21 protein-coding genes are annotated in these 20,594 nt (G+C 35.4%); 15 read left to right on the top strand and 6 right to left on the bottom strand.

The genetic code is table 11. From position 1 onward, the window contains the following. The first annotated feature begins 115 nt into the window (after positions 1–115). Positions 116–829 carry a hypothetical protein gene (locus tag ICN15_RS05755; RefSeq protein WP_216201741.1) on the top strand — a complete coding sequence of 238 codons (714 nt, stop codon included), beginning with the start codon at positions 116–118 and terminating at the stop codon, positions 827–829. 54 nt (positions 830–883) lie between these two features. On the opposite strand, the gene ICN15_RS05750 is transcribed toward ICN15_RS05755, so the two are convergent. Together ICN15_RS05750 and ICN15_RS05745 are read right to left on the bottom strand one after the other, a co-directional pair. Further along, on the bottom strand, positions 884–1,654 hold the full coding sequence (locus ICN15_RS05750; RefSeq protein WP_216201740.1) for a hypothetical protein: 771 nt from the start codon (positions 1,652–1,654) through the stop codon (positions 884–886). A 32-nt stretch (positions 1,655–1,686) separates the two neighbouring features. Beyond that, on the bottom strand, positions 1,687–2,409 hold the full coding sequence (locus ICN15_RS05745) for a glycosyltransferase family 25 protein (protein ID WP_216201739.1): 723 nt from the start codon (positions 2,407–2,409) through the stop codon (positions 1,687–1,689). A 120-nt stretch (positions 2,410–2,529) separates the two neighbouring features. On the opposite strand from ICN15_RS05745, the gene ICN15_RS05740 reads away from it, so the two are divergent. The 12 genes from ICN15_RS05740 to ICN15_RS05685 all read left to right on the top strand — a co-directional run bounded on the left by ICN15_RS05740 (position 2,530) and on the right by ICN15_RS05685 (position 15,297). Then, complete coding sequence (locus ICN15_RS05740) at positions 2,530–3,489, top strand: glycosyltransferase family 10 domain-containing protein (RefSeq protein WP_216201738.1); 960 nt, start codon at positions 2,530–2,532, stop codon at positions 3,487–3,489. An 11-nt stretch (positions 3,490–3,500) separates the two neighbouring features. Continuing rightward, positions 3,501–4,919, top strand: coding sequence for an O-antigen ligase family protein (locus tag ICN15_RS05735; protein WP_216201737.1), 1,419 nt, complete (start codon positions 3,501–3,503; stop codon positions 4,917–4,919). A gap of 124 nt (positions 4,920–5,043) precedes the next feature. Further along, positions 5,044–6,261 carry a hypothetical protein gene (locus ICN15_RS05730; protein ID WP_216201736.1) on the top strand — a complete coding sequence of 406 codons (1,218 nt, stop codon included), beginning with the start codon at positions 5,044–5,046 and terminating at the stop codon, positions 6,259–6,261. 94 nt (positions 6,262–6,355) lie between these two features. After that, a complete protein-coding gene (locus ICN15_RS05725) occupies positions 6,356–7,513 on the top strand; it encodes a DegT/DnrJ/EryC1/StrS aminotransferase family protein (RefSeq protein WP_216201735.1) in 1,158 nt (385 codons plus the stop codon). Continuing rightward, positions 7,470–8,246: a class I SAM-dependent methyltransferase gene (locus ICN15_RS05720; protein ID WP_216201734.1), complete on the top strand. Its 777-nt coding sequence runs from the start codon at positions 7,470–7,472 to the stop codon at positions 8,244–8,246. Before ICN15_RS05725 ends, ICN15_RS05720 begins: the two co-directional genes overlap by 44 nt. A 7-nt stretch (positions 8,247–8,253) precedes the next feature. Continuing rightward, positions 8,254–9,267 carry a glycosyltransferase gene (locus tag ICN15_RS05715; RefSeq protein ID WP_216201733.1) on the top strand — a complete coding sequence of 338 codons (1,014 nt, stop codon included), beginning with the start codon at positions 8,254–8,256 and terminating at the stop codon, positions 9,265–9,267. After that, positions 9,260–10,228 carry a hypothetical protein gene (locus ICN15_RS05710; protein WP_216201732.1) on the top strand — a complete coding sequence of 323 codons (969 nt, stop codon included), beginning with the start codon at positions 9,260–9,262 and terminating at the stop codon, positions 10,226–10,228. Before ICN15_RS05715 ends, ICN15_RS05710 begins: the two co-directional genes overlap by 8 nt. After that, positions 10,225–10,992, top strand: a complete 768-nt coding sequence (locus tag ICN15_RS05705) for a glycosyltransferase (RefSeq protein ID WP_216201731.1) — start codon at positions 10,225–10,227, stop codon at positions 10,990–10,992. Before ICN15_RS05710 ends, ICN15_RS05705 begins: the two co-directional genes overlap by 4 nt. Before the next feature lie 5 nt (positions 10,993–10,997). Next, a complete protein-coding gene (locus ICN15_RS05700) occupies positions 10,998–12,002 on the top strand; it encodes a glycosyltransferase family 9 protein (protein WP_216201730.1) in 1,005 nt (334 codons plus the stop codon). A gap of 17 nt (positions 12,003–12,019) precedes the next feature. Beyond that, positions 12,020–12,955, top strand: a complete 936-nt coding sequence (locus tag ICN15_RS05695; RefSeq protein ID WP_216201729.1) for a hypothetical protein — start codon at positions 12,020–12,022, stop codon at positions 12,953–12,955. A gap of 28 nt (positions 12,956–12,983) precedes the next feature. Beyond that, positions 12,984–14,084, top strand: coding sequence for a DegT/DnrJ/EryC1/StrS aminotransferase family protein (locus ICN15_RS05690; protein WP_216201728.1), 1,101 nt, complete (start codon positions 12,984–12,986; stop codon positions 14,082–14,084). A 13-nt stretch (positions 14,085–14,097) separates the two neighbouring features. Next, positions 14,098–15,297, top strand: a complete 1,200-nt coding sequence (locus ICN15_RS05685) for a glycosyltransferase (RefSeq protein ID WP_216201727.1) — start codon at positions 14,098–14,100, stop codon at positions 15,295–15,297. 1 nt (position 15,298) lies between these two features. Here ICN15_RS05685 and ICN15_RS05680 read toward each other — a convergent pair whose 3' ends face one another. Beyond that, positions 15,299–15,679 (bottom strand): hypothetical protein, encoded by a 381-nt coding sequence (locus ICN15_RS05680; protein ID WP_216201726.1) that lies wholly within the window; start codon positions 15,677–15,679, stop codon positions 15,299–15,301. A gap of 14 nt (positions 15,680–15,693) precedes the next feature. Continuing rightward, on the bottom strand, positions 15,694–16,224 hold the full coding sequence (locus ICN15_RS05675; protein WP_216201725.1) for a hypothetical protein: 531 nt from the start codon (positions 16,222–16,224) through the stop codon (positions 15,694–15,696). 260 nt (positions 16,225–16,484) lie between these two features. Here ICN15_RS05675 and ICN15_RS05670 point away from each other — a divergent pair, with 260 nt between their 5' ends. Continuing rightward, on the top strand, positions 16,485–17,867 hold the full coding sequence (locus ICN15_RS05670) for an oligosaccharide flippase family protein (RefSeq protein WP_216201724.1): 1,383 nt from the start codon (positions 16,485–16,487) through the stop codon (positions 17,865–17,867). Further along, on the top strand, positions 17,864–18,925 hold the full coding sequence (locus tag ICN15_RS05665) for a hypothetical protein (protein ID WP_216201723.1): 1,062 nt from the start codon (positions 17,864–17,866) through the stop codon (positions 18,923–18,925). Before ICN15_RS05670 ends, ICN15_RS05665 begins: the two co-directional genes overlap by 4 nt. A 2-nt stretch (positions 18,926–18,927) precedes the next feature. Here ICN15_RS05665 and ICN15_RS05660 read toward each other — a convergent pair whose 3' ends face one another. Together ICN15_RS05660 and ICN15_RS05655 are read right to left on the bottom strand one after the other, a co-directional pair. Next, a complete protein-coding gene (locus ICN15_RS05660) occupies positions 18,928–19,782 on the bottom strand; it encodes a hypothetical protein (RefSeq protein WP_216201722.1) in 855 nt (284 codons plus the stop codon). After that, positions 19,775–20,587 (bottom strand): hypothetical protein, encoded by an 813-nt coding sequence (locus tag ICN15_RS05655; RefSeq protein WP_216201721.1) that lies wholly within the window; start codon positions 20,585–20,587, stop codon positions 19,775–19,777. Before ICN15_RS05655 ends, ICN15_RS05660 begins: the two co-directional genes overlap by 8 nt. Between the last annotated feature and the right edge of the window lie 7 nt (positions 20,588–20,594).

Here is a 20,594-nt window from a genome sequence, read left to right as displayed (position 1 = left end):
TACGATGCATTCCTGTTGTTGGCGTGAGATGTTTTATGCTTTCGTTACACTATTATTTAATTTCATTGAAATCAGGCTAGATATTTAAGTGTTACTAAAAGACTCCAATATTAGGTTGGCATTAAAAAACCTTTTTTTGCCTAAGCGTAAAGATTGTGTCGTGCTTGAACCTCATATGGGCTTGGGTGATAGCCTCATTAACATCGGCTTAATTAAGACTATCGCAGAACGTGATCCAGGCAGTATTTTTTACTACGCTTGTTTGCCGATGTATTTCCACTCCATTTCTTGGGCTCTAAGTGGTTTGAGTAATGTTTATCCCCTGGTTGTGAGCACCGGGCGGGAAGCTCGACAATATGCTGAATTCAAAAATGCAACATATCTACCTATTGGGATCGATGATGTAGATATTCATCGATTTGATGAGTTTTTCTATTATCAGCATAGTATCCCTTTTTCTTTGCGATGGGAATTGGCAAAAACTCCAGCTGGTCACAACTCCGAGCTTTTGTTTTCGACTTTAAACCCTCAAAACCAACCGTATATTCTGGTTTGCAACAAGGATTCCAGTGGCGAGAGCCATCAATTGAATTTGCTAAATGAATCTGATTTGCTGGTGATTAATGTATACCCTGCAACCAATAATATTTATGATTGGATGGGTTTGGTTTTGAGTGCCCAGGAAATACATACCATTGATACGGCCTTTATCCACTTTGTTGAAAATACCTTAGACCCAGACACGACCAAGAAATTGTATTTTCATCGAATTCGAAAAAGCCCAACGGAATTTACAAGACGCTTGCCATGGCAAGAAGTTTTATATTGAAGCTTAAGAAAAAATAAAATGCTGCAAGTAAAAAACCAAGACTAATGAAGTGCCTTACTTGGGAAACATAAATCGTTTGAGCTTGAAAAGTAGCTTGGCTTGCTTGGGTGATTGCTGCCGTGTGTGCTCCATGATTTGAGGATAGCTAGAGTTGGAAAATTGGCTTGCTTGACTGTTGCCCCATTGAGATGGATCTCTAAATCCTTGCAGCTGATACTTTTTGCATAGCAGGCTAAAAACTGATTGATCATGACGGTGAGCTGTAAATCCTGGGTAATTCGGGAGTCCGCAGAGATTGTCTAGGTCAGTCAAGATGTTTGGGTTACAGCAGTATTCAAGGTACTCTGCCATAAACCGCATGCTGAAAGCACTCTTTCGAATCACAATAAAAGAGGCCAGAAACTGCCTAGTTTCTTGAAATCCCATAGCATCGGCATTCATGTAGACAAAAGCATCGCGTTTGGTCCATGCGCTCTCAGGAAGATCTAATTCGAAGGGAATAATGTCCTGCTTATAAGTTGCAGGTAGTTCTAGTAAGGGGTTGGCTGAATGGATAAAGTGAGAAGCGGCATCTGCATACATCAATAGATCACCATCCCGTAATTGATCTAATGCTTGCATAATAATGTAGGGCTTCCAAAGCCAGTATCCAGCCCCCCTAGACTGTCTAAGAATGGGCTCGTGCTGGATCTTGAATTGCTCATCAACTAGATCTGGGTTTGTACTCAATACGCGATCAAAGTTACCAATCTTTAATGCAGTTTTAGTATTGAATTGCTGGGCGCCTCCAAAATTTTCCGTTGCGAAATTGACTAATAATTTCATACATCTTTGAGCTTACGCTCCCTTGCGATTGCTCACTTTGGAAACCAAGGTTTAGGATTAAATAATCGATCTAAGGCTCGGTGTAGACTCCTGAATTTTTTCCGAATCCCTTTAATGGGGGCTCTATCGTAGCGATCATGCATTGTGCTCATCATCCCGCTGATTTCAATTGGGTAAGGCTTATAGGCAACAATCTTCAGTTTATGTATTTTTTGGTGCTCCAAAAAATGGTCCAAAGGCTCAAAGATTTCACTTGAATAAGCGATTAATTTTTTAGCAGCAGCTGGCTTGATAATATATGCCGTGGCTCCTAGGGGATCTTCGTGATTGGTGACGATTTGATAATCAGGGCCCGTGGCAAGGGGGGAGTCAGGAGTTGGCATCAAGCCCTGCAATCTTACTATATCCCAGCTGGTATTTTGGGCATATAGGGTCGATATAGCTTGCTCAAAGTGGGGCTTGAAAGCGAAATCATCCTCGAGAATGAGGGTGTCGCAATCTTTCTCGACACATTTTATCCATGCAAGCCGGTGAGAAAGAAAGCAACCAATTTCAGAGGGGGTTAATGGAAAGCCTAATAATCTAGCAACTTTTGCTTCGCGATATTCAGAGGGGGTGTACTGTAGCTGAAGCCCATCAATCCCTTCTAATATTTCCCAATGAAGAAAGGGCTTTGTTCTTAGGGCTTCAACAGCCTGCTTGCGGCGATTTTCGGACCGCTTGAGGTTAATAAGTATCGTGAATAAGGGCGTCATTTAAAATTGCGATAGATAGATGCATTAATGATAATGCAAAGCATGCTGTTTAACTGCATTATGTATGTCTATTAGGGCGATTTTAATTGATGTGATTTTGACTGGCGAAAAGAAGGTCTGGTGAGTAAAAAAAGTATTCGAATTGCATGTTTGGGGGTTCCTAGCGACTACCGTGCCAGCCTGGTGCCTCTCGCCATCAAACACTTAGGCTATCAGATTGACTGGGTAGCCCCGCATCGGGCAGATTTAGTAGTTTACGGATCTTTCTATGATGTAAATGCGCCCAGACTACGTTGGCTGCCTAAGCCATGGAGGCAAGGGGCAACGGCTGCTGTTAATGCCATTGAAAAGCGGCTAGCTAAAAGGAAAATTCCTCCATTGACGCTTTTTCATACGGGTGAAAATTTACGACATGATCACATCAAGACGGATTATTCGATTTCGCATGACTTAAATATCCAGTCTGATAAACATCTTCGGTTGCCATATTGGATGGAAATGATTGACTGGTCTCATGAGGGTTTGATGGGAAATATCAATCCTCGTTATGGCCAATTACTCAATCTAGAGAGATTACAGTCCCCATTAGGAAATCAGTTCTTAACCCGTGAGCAAAAATGTATTCTCTTGAGTTCCCACCTGCGTGAGCCACGAGCAAGCGCCTTATCTGCCCTGCAGAAACTAATGCCAGTCGATGGTTTTGGCCCTTATTTTGATAAAAAAATTAAAGATCATCACAGCAGCAATTTTCTTAAAAAGGATATCCTGGCAAGATACGCATATAACCTATGTCCAGAAAATGGGCTTTACCCAGGTTATGTAACTGAGAAAATTCCCGAAGCATTTACAGCCGGTTGCTTGCCAATCACTTATGTAGATCGGGCTGTAAATGTAGATTTCAATCCCAGGGCATTTATTAATTTAGCGCCGATGGCAGAGAGTGGCTACGACGGACTCGCAGAAATACTGCAGTCGAAATCACGCTTAGAGGCGCACGCAGAGGAACCGCTCATCACTCAAAGACCAAGTATTGAGCAGCTAAGAAGCTTCCTGCAAAAAATTATCAGCAATTCCTTTTAAAAATATCCGATATGAAAAAATCAATACTCAGCGATACTTTTATTCCAAATTGGATTGTGTGGTCACAAGCAATTTGTTTTTCAGTGCTCTACGCTATATGGGCTCTGCCAGAAACCATCCTTGTTCGGCATATCTGTTTAATTATTGGTGCGCTATTAAGCCTCTGGATTATTTACCAGAATCGACATCTTTTTCTCCAAAAGTGCGCTATCCCCATTTGGCTGATTTCAGCCCTCTTTGCATGGGTTTCGTTTCATCTCTTTTTTCTCTCAACTGATTTTGCTGTGCAGTATGAGGAGTACACCAGCATTTGGAAGAGAGTGGCTCTTGGGACTATCTTTGCGATAGGCTTCGGGATTGCCTTATCTTCACTCCCCCGCGAAAAGGATTCAACTGGACGTTACTTGTGGGTGCTAATGTATTTGGGGCTCTTAGCGCCAACACTCATTTACATTATTAAATTCATCTTAACTAATAAAGCAAAGCAGTGGGGGATAGTTGTCCCTGATTACGGGGTTTTGTACTACGGATCAGCCCCATACTATTTACCTAAGACGGCTTATGTCTGTTTTTGCTTGCCTACACTAGGCATTGCCCTTGGCCAATTGGTCCGGAACATCCATCAGCATCAGATATATAAATGGGGCAATGTGATTTACTTAGTAACGATTCCCGCAGTCTTATTCGTCTTCTATGCCGAGAATATTAAAAATGGGATGGTCTATAGTGCTGCGCTTCTTCTGGTATTTTTTGGGGCAATACTATTTCGAAGCTTTAGCCGTCATTGGGCCGCTAAGTTGGTCGTTGTTAGTGTGGTTTTGGTAATCGGAAGCCTCTTTGTTGTTAACAGCATCCAAAGGAATGAATCCTGGAGAGCATTCATAGCGGATGCTAAGGTGGCTGCTGACACTCAAACCTACCCCCAGTGGAAATACAATGGTGCGCAGGGTTATCCCAATAATGAGCTAGGTAGTATGGTCTCGGTCACCAATTACGAGCGTCTAGCCTGGGGTAAGATCGGGTTAAAACTAATCGCCCAAAACCCCCTGGGATATGGGCTTGTAGAGCGCTCTTTTGGGCGCCTTGCCAAAATCAATTGGCCTGACACCAATCTCCATCAAAGCCACAGCGGCTGGATTGATTTAGGGCTAGGTATCGGTGTCCCCGGACTTTTGCTGATTCTGGGTAGTTTGCTACTCTTACTTTATCAATTGAACTTCATAAATCGTGGCCCCGATATTGACGCAGTCGGTAGTCATAACCTCTTGAAGGTTGCGGCACAGTGGGCGCTCTTTAGCTTATTGATCATGTGGTGCACCACTGAGATTAGCCAAAAGATCTTCTTTGACGACCTGATTTTTTGGATTGCTCTAGTGGGTGGGGTGGCTTTGGGTCTCAAACGCGGAGGAAATAAGGAGCTAAGGCCATGAGTGGGTTATCTAAACCCCTCAACCTACTCCTTATTAATATCGTTTTAAGTTTAATAATGAGATAATTAGCTAATTAAAGGGGTTAATTGACCCCACTACATGACTATTTATATTGGTAATTTGGATGATAAATACCCAAAACCCATCTTCTGGCGACACGCCAAATGATGGTGAAATCTCCCTGGTGGACATCATCACATTTGTGCATGAGTCCTGGAAAAAACTAGCGATTGCTAGTGTTGCTGGTGCCATCTTAGGTCTATCGGGTTGGTTTGTCTTGGGGAGTTATTCTGCTGAGTTTGTACTACTAAACAACACCAACACCAACACCAACACCAACACCAACACCAACACCAACACCAACACCTATGGACTCGATCTATTGTCTTGGAAGGTGATTCAAAAAAGCCTGCCTAATTTAGCGGCTCAAATAGTAGAGGATGGTAAGGTACCTGAGGGTCAAACTGGACTTTATCGAACCTTGTCTAATGATCAGTGGTGGCAAAAAAATGCAATACCCAGTTATGCGCTTTCCAAGGCGGACACTAAGGACCTAGCGGGCATCAGTAAAGAATTTGACGGCGCTAGTACAACAATCTTAAATGTGACGGTCAATGCTAGCGGGTCCAGTAAAGAGGGTGCAGAGAATGCCGTTAGGGGGGCTGCCCAGTTCTTGCGCACTGGAGGGGCCTACCTACAGATACGTAGCATGCTAAATGGATACGAGGGTGAGGTTATCAGCGCTGCAGGAGAGATCCAAAGAAAAATTACTGGTACGAAAATTGAGATGGGTTATCAGCAACAACGCGCTAAGTCTTTGGAAGAGTTACATAAACGCTATCCCAATAACTCTAGTGCCGGCCAACAGGTTGTTGACCCCAAAGAATCTGCTGCTAAATATCTTTCAATTACCACCCAAATTATTGCAGCGAATAATGACATTAACCAGTCTAAGGAAGCGCTCAATAGGCTGGAAGATCGCTTGACTCAGATCTCCTTAACCAAATCATTTCTTGATGAGGCACTCCCTAAAGTAGTGACTACCTTTGACGGCTTGGTTTTAGATAAAGAGCTCCTGGCAATTGAGTCAAAGCTGCGTGACAAAGTTGGCAAGGATGATCCTAAGCAACAAGAAATCCTAGATCAAATCCGCTCGCAAATCTTAATGATTCAGGCTCGCTTTAGTAAGGGCTTAGAAGCCAATACGGCGCCCACCAGTAGTGGCAAGAAGGGTATGTTCAAAAGCACTGCTGGCGGATTGGCTGGTGGATTTTTCCTAGCACTCTTGCTGCTACTCGGTCAACGCATGTGGTCTAGTATTAAAAAAGGTGATGCTAAGTGAATGTAGATCAGTGCACGGTGGATGCCCGCTACCGGGCATTAGCGGGCTTTCAATATTTTGGGTCAACCGGAAATTTAAATAAGGAACATTAAAAATGAGTCAGCGAAAATATTTGACATTCGGCTCACCTCAAATCATGCAGGAAGAAAAAGATTTGGTCATGGAATGTTTGAATTCATCCTGGCTTGGTACGGGACCGCGTGTTGCAGAATTTGAAAAAAGTTTTGCACACTTTAAAGGTGTTGAAACTGCACTTGCTGTTAATTCTTGCACCGCCGCTCTCCACATTAGTTTAATTGTTGCAAACATTAACCCTGGTGATGAAGTTATTACATCTCCTCTAACTTTCTGCGCAACAGTAAACTCAATCATTCATGCAGGCGGAATTCCAGTCTTAGCTGACATTGATCCTGTTACATTTAATATAGATCCAAATCAGGTAATTAATAAAATCACATCAAAAACAAAGGCGCTAATACCAGTTCATTTTGCAGGAAGGCCATGCGAAATGGATCCGCTAATGGAAATTGCAAAAAAGTATGATTTGAAAGTAATTGAGGATTGTGCTCATGCCGTAGAAGCAGAATATAAAGGGAAAAAAATAGGAACTTTTGGTGATTTTGGTTGTTTCAGCTTCTACTCGACAAAAAATGTAGTGTGCGGAGAGGGGGGGATGATTCTGTCAAAAAAAAATGAAGACCACTCTAGATTAAAGGTATTAAGTCTGCATGGAATGAGTAAGGATGCATGGAATCGGTTCGGGAGTGACGGCTTTAAGCATTACCAAGTTACTGAATGTGGATTTAAATACAATATGATGGATATTCAGGCAGCAATTGGGATACCACAGTTGCAACGATTAGAAAAAAATTGGTTGCGCAGAGGAGAAATATGGGATCGCTATATGAATGAGTTACAGGAGCTTCCAATTAAGCTCCCATCAAAAAATGATGAAAACACGAAACATGGATTGCATCTTTTTACAGTAAGAGTGAATGAAAAAAGGTCCGGGATCTCAAGAGATGGGTTCTTGGACGCATTACATAGTAAAGGGATAGGATGCGGCGTTCACTATCTAAGCATCCCAGAGCATCCCTATTATCAGCAAAAATTTAAATGGCATCCTGATATGTGGCCGAATGCTCGTGATGTGGGGCGGGAAGTTGTTAGCTTGCCAATTTCTCCAAAGCTAGTTGATGAAGATGTTGATGACGTCATTACCGCAGTTAGAAGTATTTTCAATTTCAAATGAAGGCCTTTATTTTTGTATCGAAATAGGAAAAAAATTGACTAAATATTTACTTAGAAGATTGGTGACTCATATCGAGCGAGTACGCTTTTGGGCTATAGATCCCGGTAATTCAGCGTATTTATTTAGGGAGCTGCAGAAAGTGGCTACTGCCGATACTGTAGATTTCATTCTGAAAAATTTGGCTGATAAATGTTTCTATTGGAATGCAAGCAAACTATTGGAGGACTCTATTGAAACCATTCCCGAAGGGCTTGTTATGGAATTTGGCGTTTTTCAAGGTAATAGTATTAATAAGATTGCAAAGTTGATGCCCAAAGAAACTATATACGGATTTGACTCATTTGAGGGTTTGCCTTCACAATGGTACGGGTTAAGTAATTCAAAATCTGCGTTTAACTTAGCAGGTCACATGCCAAAAGTGGAGTCAAATGTAGAGTTAATTAAAGGCTGGTTTAATGAGACAATCCCTGATTTTGCAGAGCAGAATAATCAAAAAATTAGTTTTATACATATAGACTGTGATTTATATTCATCAACTAAGATTATCCTCGATAAATTTGAAAAATTTTTTCAGGTTGGAAGCACGATTGTATTTGATGAATACTTTAATTATCCAGGTTGGCGTATGCATGAATATCTAGCATTTGATGAATTTATTAAAAAGACTGGTTTTAGATTCGAATATCTTGGATACTCTGATAGACAAGTTGCTGTTCGTATTGTAAATATTTAAGTATGCTATGAAGATTCTGCTTGTGGGAGTATTTGACCAAATTGGCTCTACAAATATTGAGATTGCCAGGGCTCTGAAAGAGATGGGGCACACCATAGATCAGTTTGGGTACAGGGCTGTAGAGAGAGAGAGCAGTATTTTAAATCCAGCACATCTTCCATGGTCTATCCTAAACCGGATAACAAGTATATTCAGAAGGTTAAATTTTTTGCCAATATGGATAAAGCATCTTCACTTTAAGATTTTCGGAAGAGGCTCAATGAACCAGTTGCTTCGTCAAAAAATTTTAAAAAATGACTATGATTTAGCTATCTTTTTCAAGACAGACACGGTTAATCCAGATGTGTTTGAGATAATTCCGAAGCAAATGAAATCATGGTATTTCTTTATGGATCCAATGGATCAAGTAAAGCGTGTTAATGCATTTAGCTATGCGGAAAGAGCAACATTTTCAAGCTCGACATTTTCTGATGTCGTGGAATATGCTCATGCTAAGGGCATCAAAATGAAGTGGATTACCGAAGGAGTTGATCCAAGCCTTTACTGTCAACCACATCGGATGAAAAAATATATAGATATTATTTTTGCTGGAACAAAAACGGATAAAAGAGAAAGATTGATTAATAAGATTAGAGGGTCAGGACTCCATGTTAGTTGTTATGGTATTGGGTGGGAGAATTCTCCAAAATTTGGGCCGGATTTAGTAAGCCTATATCAAGGCAGCAAGATAATATTGAATTTTTGTAGGGATGGAGAAGGATTTTCACTAAGAGTTTTTCAGGGGATGGCAACCGGTACATTTATGCTAAGTGAGGAATGCAGCGATCTTAAGAAATTTTTTAGTCGTGGGATTCATTTGGATTGGTTCAAGGACGATTCTCTATTAATACTCATAAGGAAATATCTAAAAAATGACAAGCTACGTGAAGATATTGCAAAAAATGGGGGTGAATTTGTGATAGAACATTTTACATGGCGACACATCATGACAAAAATTATTTCAGACGTTGAGTATGTCTGAGGAGCAGGCGTATTTTTATACTGGTGGTACATTAGGCGATGCATTTATTGTTGCTTGTAAATTGTATAAGTACCACAGCGATACTGCCAAGATTTGTAAATTAATTAGATTTACTAGTCATCCATCTGAGGATTCTAGCGTTCAAGCTCTATATAAATACTTTCCATACATAAGTACTGAATCTGTCCTGTGCAATGGAATTGACGATGAGATTAAGAAACTAGAGAGTGCCTCAAAAGTTTTAATTCCGATCAATAGCAGAGCTGATGGCAAAGCCCCCCAGGGATTAAAATTTTTTCAAGATCCTGACTACATAAGAATGGATCCATTCCCAAAACTTTCACTGAAGGTTGAAAAATCAAATATTTTGAAAAGAGTGGTAATTCAAGTACAGTCTGGAAAACAGCGGGAAAACTATAAATTTTTTGATAAATCTTGGCTGAGAAAGTTGGTTGATTACCTTGCCACGAGCGAAGATCTTGAAATAATATTAGTAGGAAAGGTTGAAGCTGGAGAAAATTTTTATGAAGAACTAGCTAAAACTCAAGACAGACGGAGTTACAACAAAAGAATTATCAACTTAGTCAATAAAACTACACTTGAAGAGTGGCTGTGTGTCATTGCGGCTGCTGATTTTTTTATTTCGCCTGAGGGTTTTGCGGCGTTTTTTGCAATGAGCCAGAGGGTTCGGTCCCTAGTATTTTTTACGGATTATCAAGTAATAGATCGAATTCCAATAGAATGGAGATTGGAAAATACTATTATGTCGGCCGGCTGGGCGGGAGTTTCTTCTAAAATTTATCGTAAGATCTATAGAAGAATTTATTCAAGATACCCTGGTTTGGCGCCGTTAAAACCAGAGCAAGTTTATTCAATGGCATTGCTTAAGGGTAGAGTTAGTAACCCCGCCATACCTATACAACAGTCATTAAGCTCTTCATTCGGAACTTTATTTAAATGAATGAAAAAAAACTAGCAATTGTTACAAGGGCCTCTGGAATTGATGATATATGCAAAATATCTCACCCACTCTTAAGAGAGTATGCAAAAAAATGCAAAGCAGAGTTTATAGTCATCTCCGAGCGCAAAGTAAATATTGGATTATTTCACAATGAAATTTTTCAATTGTATGATCTATTAAAGGAATATAACAGAATATGCTTAATTGACTCGGACGTAATAATTAAGCCCGATACTCCTAATATTTTTGAGGTTGTGCCAAATTCAAAAATAGCAAGTGTATTTGAAGATTATGGATCAAGAAAGAAGAGTAGACAAAAATTAATAAATTCAATTCAAAATAAATATGGAGATATTAATTGGAAATCCGGATATATTAATACTGGTTTTTTTGTTTGTTCTGACTTGCACAGAGATATATTTAAGGTGGATAATAAAAACCTATGGTCTGATATAGGGCATGACGATGTTCAAATAGGTTACAACATAAACAAACTTGGGTACAAGATACACGAGTTAGAGCACTCCTATAACCACATGTCACTTTTTTCTGAGCAAGGAAAAAGCTGGTTAGATTCATATGTTATTCATTATGCAGGTAACGGTTTCTATAGAAGAATGTTAAGAATAGATCAAATGAAGAGAGATCTTGATATTTTGGATAGGCACCCTATTAAAAGGAGAAGATTTATTAATCTCTTGCCTAGATTAAGGCTTGTAATTATTGGTAAATTAATGTTATTTAAATCCTTTTTTCAGCATTAATAGCGATGGCGGAAAAAAAATTAGTTCTATACAACCCGTATGGAATTGGAAATACAATTTTGATGTTGCCCATGTTGCAATCTTTAAAGAACAGTTCATTTAACTATAAGATTTTTATGGTAGTAACGCAAAATGTAGTTAAGGACTTATTATCGGATCAAAATTTACTAGATGAAATTTACTTGTACGAAAGCAAGGCCAACAATAAAAATAGCTACCAAGGGTTGCTTGGAATAATTCACTACGTTACTAATAACATTAAGCTTATTTTATTAACTAGGAAATTAAACGCAACTTATTTGGTTATATTGGCAAAAGTAGGTTACAAAGAGTATCTATATGGAATTTTGAGCGGTGCAAAAACTGTGCTGGGTTATAAAAAAGTGGCATTTATAAATAAAATGCTAAAAGAATTAAAAGAGTTTGATGAGATTGCCCATGAGACGGATGCATGGTTGGATCTGGTGGGGCAATTAACAGAAAATACAACAACTTCTAAAACTCCGAATCTCCAAATTAAAAAAAATTTAAAATTACTCAAAGGAAATAAAAGGATTGGAATTCACCCGGGATGTAGTGAGGCTCTTAAGTTTAAAAGATGGCCAGTAGAGTCTTATATAGATTTAATTCGTATGGTTAAAAAAAACTACGATGTAGACGTTTTAATATTAGGCGGTAAGGGGGAGTTATTCTTGGGGCAAAAAATTGAGAAAAGTCTTGCCGGCCTTGTTGATAACTATGTCGGTGTTTTGGATATTAAAAGTACTGCCAATTTAATTCAAGATTGCGACCTATTTATATCGAATGATAGTGGATTGATGCATTTAGCTTCTGCTCTAAATGTAAGGCAAATTGCCTTGTTTGGCACAAGCAACACTGAAAAGTTTCGACCTAGATCACCAAATGCAATCGTAATCGATGGTAAAAAACTAGATAAAGTTTCTTTAAACCCAATTGATAATATAAGTGTTTCACTTGTATATGAGACTGTAGCGCAATGTTTGGCGTAGTTATGGGTGACCAAACGATGAGCGGAATTCAAAATATACCAATAGCACTTTTCGTCTATAACAGACCCGAGCATACAAAGGCTGTTATTGAATCACTTTTAAAAAATGATATCGCTAAAGATACTTCTATTTATATATTTTCTGATGGCCCCAAAAATTTTGAACAAGAAGGTTTGGTAAAAAGAACGAGAGAGTATATAGACACAATTACTGGATTTAAAGAAATTTTTATCGAGCAAAGTCAGTCAAATTTAGGGTTGGCAAAATCTTTAATCATTGGGGTCACTAAAATCCTGAAAATATATGAAAAGGTTATTGTCCTAGAGGATGACATAAAAGTTTCCAAGGAATTTTTAGTATACATGAACAATGCGCTAAATTTTTATCAAAAGGATATAAGAATTGGTTCGATAACTGGATATACGGTTCCAATTAATTTTCCCAAAAACTATAAGGGAGATATTTATTTAAATACTAGACATAGTAGTTGGGGTTGGGGCACATATTCAAGGGTATGGTCAAATGTTGATTGGAGCCATGAGGATTTTCATAAATTTATTAAAAATAAGGAATCGGTAGAAAGTTTTTCACAATCTGGGTCCGATCTTGTAACTATGCTAAAAAAGCAAAATAATGGAAAGCTTGACTCGTGGTCAATAATATTTGATTATCACTGCTGGAAATATAACCTATACTCAATAGCACCACGTTATAATTTGATTGAAAATTTTGGTTTTGATAAAACAGGGACTCATTGCAACACAGCGCCGAGTCATTACGCAAATAAATTAACCGACTATAAAATCGTGCATTTTATAGAAGGTATATTAGAAAACAAAGAGATAACCAATCAAAACTATGCAATTTACAGTCAGTCCTTAATTAAAAGATTTTATAAAAGATTTTTCCGGGAATATTTATCGTGGATGAAAAATTTATATTCCAAGCATTAAATTGCATTCTATTTAAGGATATACATCTATGATCCCTCTATCAGTACCATCACTTAATCAGGCAGAAGCTGATCTTTTAATGAGTGCTATTCAGTCCGGATGGATCTCCTCTTTGGGTCCATATATTGAGGAATTTGAAAAGAGGTATGCGAAGATTTGCGGCGTCAATTATGCTCTAGCTGTCTCAAACGGTACTACTGGACTGCATTTGGCTTTGCATTCATTGGGCGTTGGACCGGGGGATGAGGTAATAATTCCGGATTTGACATTCGTAGCTACTGCTAACGCGGTTATGTACTGCAAGGCAAAGCCTATACCCGTCGATGTGTGCAGGGATAGTTATTGCATTGATCCCGAGAAAATTTACAACGCAATCACACCAAAAACAAAAGCTATCATACCCGTACATATATATGGTCATCCTGCGGATATGGGTGCAATTATCGATATAGCTAGAGAGAAAAACTTGCTCGTAATTGAGGATGCCGCCGAAGCGCATGGTGCATCGATAAACGGAAGACAAGTTGGTTCATTTGGAGATTGTGGCGTATTTAGTTTTTACGCTAATAAGATACTGACAACAGGGGAGGGGGGGTTAATAACAACCAACGATAAAGCGCTGTATATCAGAATGAAGCATTTGAGAGATCATGCAATGTCAAGTAGCAAAAAGTATTGGCATGACGAAGTGGGATTTAATTATCGAATGACAAATCTTCAGGCCGCAATTGGAGTTGCTCAAATTGATAAGTTGAATTATTTTTTAGATGAGAGATCGAAAATATTAAATAAGTATAAAAATATACTTGTTGAATCAGGCGTTGAATGTAATCCCTCATTAAATGGAGCATGTCCAGTTAACTGGATGGTTTGTGCAATTGTTCCTGGGCTCGAAAGGGCTCAAAGAGATCATGCTATAGAATTATTAAGAAAAATTGAGGTTGATTCGAGGCCTTTTTTCTATCCAATTTCAAAGTTGCCAATGTACAAAAACATTCTTAATGAAATAAATCCAATAAGTTTAGACCTTTCAAATTCTGGAATTAATCTACCAACTTATGTAGGTATTAGTGATGCTCAGATAGAAGAAGTAGCTGAAAAGTTCATTTCAGTAATGAAAAAAATCTAAGGCTGAGTACATTTTGAAAATTGGGATTGATTTTTATAGTTTTAATCCAGAATACTCGGGTGGAGTACATAATTTTTCAATTGGCTTAGTAGATGGATTTGAAAAAAACAATTTGATAGAGTTGGTGATAATAACATCAAGCAAAAACAGGGCTTCACTGGAAAAATTATTTTATGGTCGTCAAGTTAACTTTATAACAATTCAAAAAAAAATATTAGACAATCATATAAATCGAATAATTTGGGTTGCCTCATGGATCACTCGAAATATAAATATAAGAAAATTATTCGATCACTATTATAGAAGAAAAATATCAGAAATAATCGAAAGGGAAATTGATGTTCTAATTGTGCCAACTCCGACTCTGAATTTTTATGCACTAAAAAAACATACAATACTATGTATACATGATATACAGCATATGTACTACCCAAAAAATTTTAGCATTCCTCAGTTGATAGGAAGATGGGCATCTTATAGGCTCTCATTAGAAGCGGCTGATGCAATTCAGGTGAGTAGCCAATACGTTAAAAATACATTGAGTGAAAAATTTAATAATAAATATACGCAAAAAGTATTTTTTGCATCAGAAGGCGTGGATTTAGAAAGATTTTCAACTTCGTCGCTGGCAATAAAGCCAGTAAAAATACTAAAAGATCTTCAGGAGGATGAGTTTTTTGTTTACTACCCCGCACAATTATGGCCACATAAAAATCATTCAATGCTTTTAGATGCGCTGCTACTAATAAAGAAGGAGTTGGGAAAAGAAATTACATGCATATTAACGGGTCAAGATTATGGTTACGGAAAAATCATACTTAATAAAATCCATAAATTAAAATTAGAAAAAATTTATGTATTGGGAAGGGTGCCGCAGGAAGAGGTTATATGGCTTTATAAAAACTGCACAGTTGTTCTCGCTCTCGGACTACATGAATCAAGTTCTTTGCCAGTTCGCGAAGGGGCTCAATTTGGAAAGGTGATTGTGTGTGCTGACATTCCTCCAAATGAGGAGATTAAAAATCAACTGAATATAGAGCTAGTAAACTCTAAACATGCAAAAGAATTAAAAGAAAAACTAGTCAAAATACATGAAGAAAGAGCTGGATTTATAAAAAGAGGAAGTGAAAATAGTCAATTAGTAAAAAAATTTGCATGGCAACATGTTGTTGTACCCTACCTTGCAATGGCAAAAAATTTAGTAAAAAAGTAAATTAATGATAATTCTTTCTTATAGAAAAAATTAAGCCAAGATAGACCCAGTATAAGTATGGAAAAATCACAACGCCAGATGAAAATGTTAGGGATTGAATCATGAAAGCAAAAAAACCCAAACTAAGCAAAAAGGATATGTTACTTTGATTGCATCTAACATCAGGCTGAAGTGCCTCGATTTTTGAGGTTAAAGTTTTGTAGGTTACAAATAAAAGGATTGAAATTCCTAAGGAACCAGTTAGCAAAAAGACCTCAAGGAAGGTATTGTGGGGGGTGCCAATATAAATCAGCGAATCTGCATTTGGAGCGGCAATATATGCATTTAGCTCTAGTACTGTTGAGCCTAAACCATAGCCTGCAAGATAATTCTTCATTGGCATAGCCGTTAGTAAATTTATCCAGCTGGTAAGTCTAACAAAAGTGGTGCGGCTAATAGTGAAAACATCATCAAATACCTGTAAATTGATAAGGAATAAAAAAAATAAAATAATAAAAAAATAGTTAAATAAGAGGATGGCTTAGAAATTTTAAAGTCTTTTAAGGGGTAGAGTAGAAAAATACTGGTAGCTAAAATAGCGGATCTATAGCCCACGATGAATAAGAGTGCTGCGGATATTAATAAATAGAGGCGAGCTATAAATTTTTCGTAAATATTTAATAAATTATTCTTCAGTAAAATAACAGCGCTAAGAGCCCCAAAAATATTTAAAATAAATAAATTATCATAAATTTCTTTTGTGAAAAATAAGTCTAAAAAAACAAAACGTAAAATAATCTGAGTAGAAACATCTAATAACCATATATAAAATATTAATCTAAAAAAAGAATTAATTGAGCTTTTGTTGGTTAAAGACTTTTGTATTGTGTAAGCAAAAATACTATACACAAAAAATCTAGATTGGGAAAATACATTTTCATTGTTCATTATTACTGAAGAATATAATACTAATAAAATAGAAAATAATGTGGGAAAAATAAAAAAATTAATACCTAAATTCACATTAATAAATAATTTAATAAATGTAATTATTAATAATAAGATGAAGATTAAATCTAGATACCAAATATTCGGATTAGTATAAAATAGTGGTAGAAGAGTGTCATAAGAATTCGAAGGATTATATAAATTCAGCCAGAAAAATAAATATGATGAGAATAGTAGGATTTTCACAAAATTAGACATAAATGAAAAATATAATAGACGGAATTAAATGGAATGGGTTAGCGGGATTGATGCTTCTGGTGATTAAGCCAATTTCAAACTTATTCATGGCAAGATTATTGATGCCAGAGGAATTTGGTGAGTATGCCTATATATTTTCAATTGTATCAATCGCTTGGATGCTAAGATCATTTGGACTTGAAGATTATATAATAACAAATTACGAAAAAGATAATAGAAATAGGATGCTTTCTACTGTGCAATTTATAAATCTATTGTCAGCTTCGCTCATTGGCCTATTAATAGTAATATTAGTATACATATACTTATATAGATATTTTGAAATAGCAGTGATATTAGTATTGGCACAATTTATATCATCATACTTTGTGATTTCTCACGTTCTAATTAATGCAAATTTAGATTTTAAAATATCAAATATAATAGGAATAGCATCAAATATAGTTGGAGTTACAATTGGAATTTCATTGGCATATGCAGGATATGGAATTTGGAGTATTGTATTAATGACAACATCAAAAATAATTATTGATCCAATTATTTCCACTTTGTATATTGGAAAACTATTCAAACCAAAATTATATAGAAACGAATTATATCGAATAAAAGAATTCTGTAGTAAATACTATATAGGGAACATGATTACTAGAGCTACTGATTATATGGATAAAATCGCAATCGGAAAAACAACAAGTTCAACCGACTTAGGCCTATATACTCAGTCTAGCAGTATTGCAAATCTAATATTTTCAACAATAGATACAATTATTTCTGGAGTAACCATACCTATATTGAGCAGAAAAAATACTTCAATTAACGAAAGAGATAGGTTCCTTATAATTTATGAAATGCTTATCTCTTTTTCAATATTATTATCAACAATATTAATTTTTAAATCAAAATTAATAATAATTATTTTATTGGGAAGTAAATGGCTTGCAGCAACAAATATTTTAAGTGTAATATCATTAATTGGTTTACTGGGTGTAGTCAACAACTACCTTAAGAATTTTTTAATTATTAAAAATATCGGTTCACTATTAAATATAAAAATTATTACATTTTTTATATTTATTATATCTATTTTTCCTTTGACAAAAATATATGGAATTAATGGATGTTTGATATCATTAATTTCCTATAATATAGTATATTTACTAATGCAAATTTTTAATATTAATTTAGAGCAATATAGAATAAGTATATTTAAAATTACATTTAAATATCTATGTATATTAATTATATCGATATTTATAACATATATCATAAATTTTGAATTTCATTATTATAATAATTTTTATCAAGATTTAGTCGAAATTTTAACTTTTATATCTATTTATATAGTGTTGACAATTGTAATTCTAAAAATGAATAAAACTAGATGAGTAGATATTTCATACATATAGGCTATCATAAGACAGCAACAACATTTCTTCAAGATTATTTATTTAGCAATCATGAGGATATCTTTTACCTTGGTAAAGCCACAAATTATCCAAGACCAAAGATCATAGAGCTATTTCACAACCTATATGAATCATCAGATAGCGAATTTGATATAAAAAAAAATAAAAATTTACTAAAAGAGATATTGCAAACTAATGATAAACACAGCAATTTAATTGGGTTAAGTGACGAGGGATTAAGTGGTGGGTTTGATTGGTTTGGCGGCTTAACATTATTTGTTGCGAAAAGAATATATGATGTTTTTCCAGTTGGAGAGGTCAAAATTATTATTGGAATACGTGAGCCAGTATCTTTTTTAAATTCAATGTATGCAGAATATGTGAAAAGGGGTGGTGTTTTATCGTTTCATGATTTAATTAGTAGTCCACTATCTCCAGGTAGACATTTAATTCATAAAGTTAAGTATTTTAATTTAGTTAGCGAATATATAAAATATTTTGGAATTAATAATATTCATATATATTTATACGAAGAAATACAACAAAATGCAGATAAGGTTAAGTCAGATATTGAAGATTTTTTAAAGATATCTAAATCAAATATTAGTCTAAATTCTATTGCCAAGAATAATACTAGTCCATCGCCATTTGGCTTGTACATCATGCGATTATTAAATAGATTTTTTTACACAGTCGATAATTATGATTCATTTACAATATTTTTATACAAAATCTTAGCTAGAGTTTTGCAGGCAGCTCTAAAAATTAATTTTATAGCTAAGATTAAAAAATTGAAAAGTATAAAGAGATGGGACATCTATTTCTTGGAAATATATTTAGCCGATAAAATTCATTCTGCAGTAATGAATTTCATTTTTAAAATTGACTTTCTATTATTCAAGAAATTAATAAAAACTAATATTAGCAATATTAATAATAAAGATAAGAATATTATAATTTTATCAACACAAGAATCAAATTATTCGTTATATAAATTATTAAAAAAGAAAATAATAATTAATAAATACATGAATTAAATTTATTTAATCCAATTTTTTTTAATCCTTATTATTCTGATAATTTCTAAAATATTTCTGATAGGTGGGATTACTATCTTTGAAATTTTTGGAAAATTAATGCATACAAATTCACGATAATTATAGTTATTAATAACTTTAGATGGGATGTAATCAACATCCGATCCTTTAGGTATCTTAGTTGAAATTGACCCTGCATTCTTTTTTATATTGATGTATATATATGAAATGTTACCTCTAAAATCTAAAGGCAAGGAATCAAAATTGTAATCAAAATAGTATGAGTATCCAAATTGTTTATGTACGAGAATATTACATTCAGATATTGTATAGTTTATTTCGTTATAAAAATCCTTGTAAAGATTAGGGGATATTTGGTAGTATCCATGCAGAATACTTCCAGAAATTGGATTTAAATGAATAATTTGACCTCCACTTTTAACAATTTTTGATATATTGTTCAAAGCTGCAGGGATATTATAAATATGCTCTAATGTTCCAAAATCAATCAATACATCCCAGGTATCATATAGAGATTCTAAAATTTTTGATCCAATATCGATGGTATAGGTAGGTTCCTCTTTGCTGGAGATGTCAATAGAATCAATTCTATTGCAGCCTAGCATTTTAAACATTGTATCTTGATTAATTGTTTTACCATACTTGGTTATATTGTTATATTTACATTCAGATATGCTTATATCATTATTGAGTACTCCATATTTGAGCATTAACTTTCTTAGTTCATAGAAGTCTTTAATATGAAGACCTTGTACTCCAAGAGTGACAATAGCTGAGCCTTTTAAATTCAGATTCTTGGCTTTCAACAAGAAAAACTCTAGTTCATTATTATTCATTATTTAATATTATTGCTGTTTGATCATAGCCTTGCTGGTAGGTAGTGGGGCCTTCAGCCAGAATCAGCTGAAAGTTATTATCGCTTATTATTTTCTGATATTCTTGATATCTATCTCTGTTCGAGTTATCAAGTACAATCATACCTCCTGCCTTAATCTTCTTAATTGCTTGTTTAAGACATTCAACCCTTGATTCTCCATCAATAATAATTAGGTCAAATTTAAAATCATATTTTGATATTGAGTTAACATAGTTGATGTATGAAGTATTAGGGCTATCCCAATATGATTTATGTAGATTGCTTCCCCCTTCAACAACGATTGGAGCCTCAAATGTCAAATTAACATTATTTATATTTCGATTTGACAGTTCATTTTTAACAGCATCACACCAAACTTTATTAGAATCCACTGAATATACTTTTTTTAGATGCTTGCTCAGCCAAATTGTAGAAGTTCCTGAGCCCCATTCAAAACATACAGCCTCTTTTTTTTGTAATAAAAAAAATTCTATAAAGTGGATTGCTTTAATATACATCCATGGCAACGGATCTTTTTGCTTTAAATTATTTAGAGGCTCTTCTGCTGCTAAAAAAAATGAATTTATCCACTGGGTGTAGACATCTATATTTTTAGAATTTGATAAAGATGATTTAAATATTTCTCTAGAATACAGAAGATAAATTTTATAATTGAATACTGCAGGAAAGCCTTTTATTAATCTATATATGAAGTACAGTGGGGATTTCCTTAGGTTGCCTCTTAAACCATGGCTATCTACTATGGATTCAAATTTCTTAAACATATTTTCC

Source organism: Polynucleobacter sp. CS-Odin-A6 (assembly GCF_018882095.1).
Lineage (GTDB): Bacteria > Pseudomonadota > Gammaproteobacteria > Burkholderiales > Burkholderiaceae > Polynucleobacter.
This window is presented reverse-complemented; position numbering and strand designations above follow the sequence as displayed.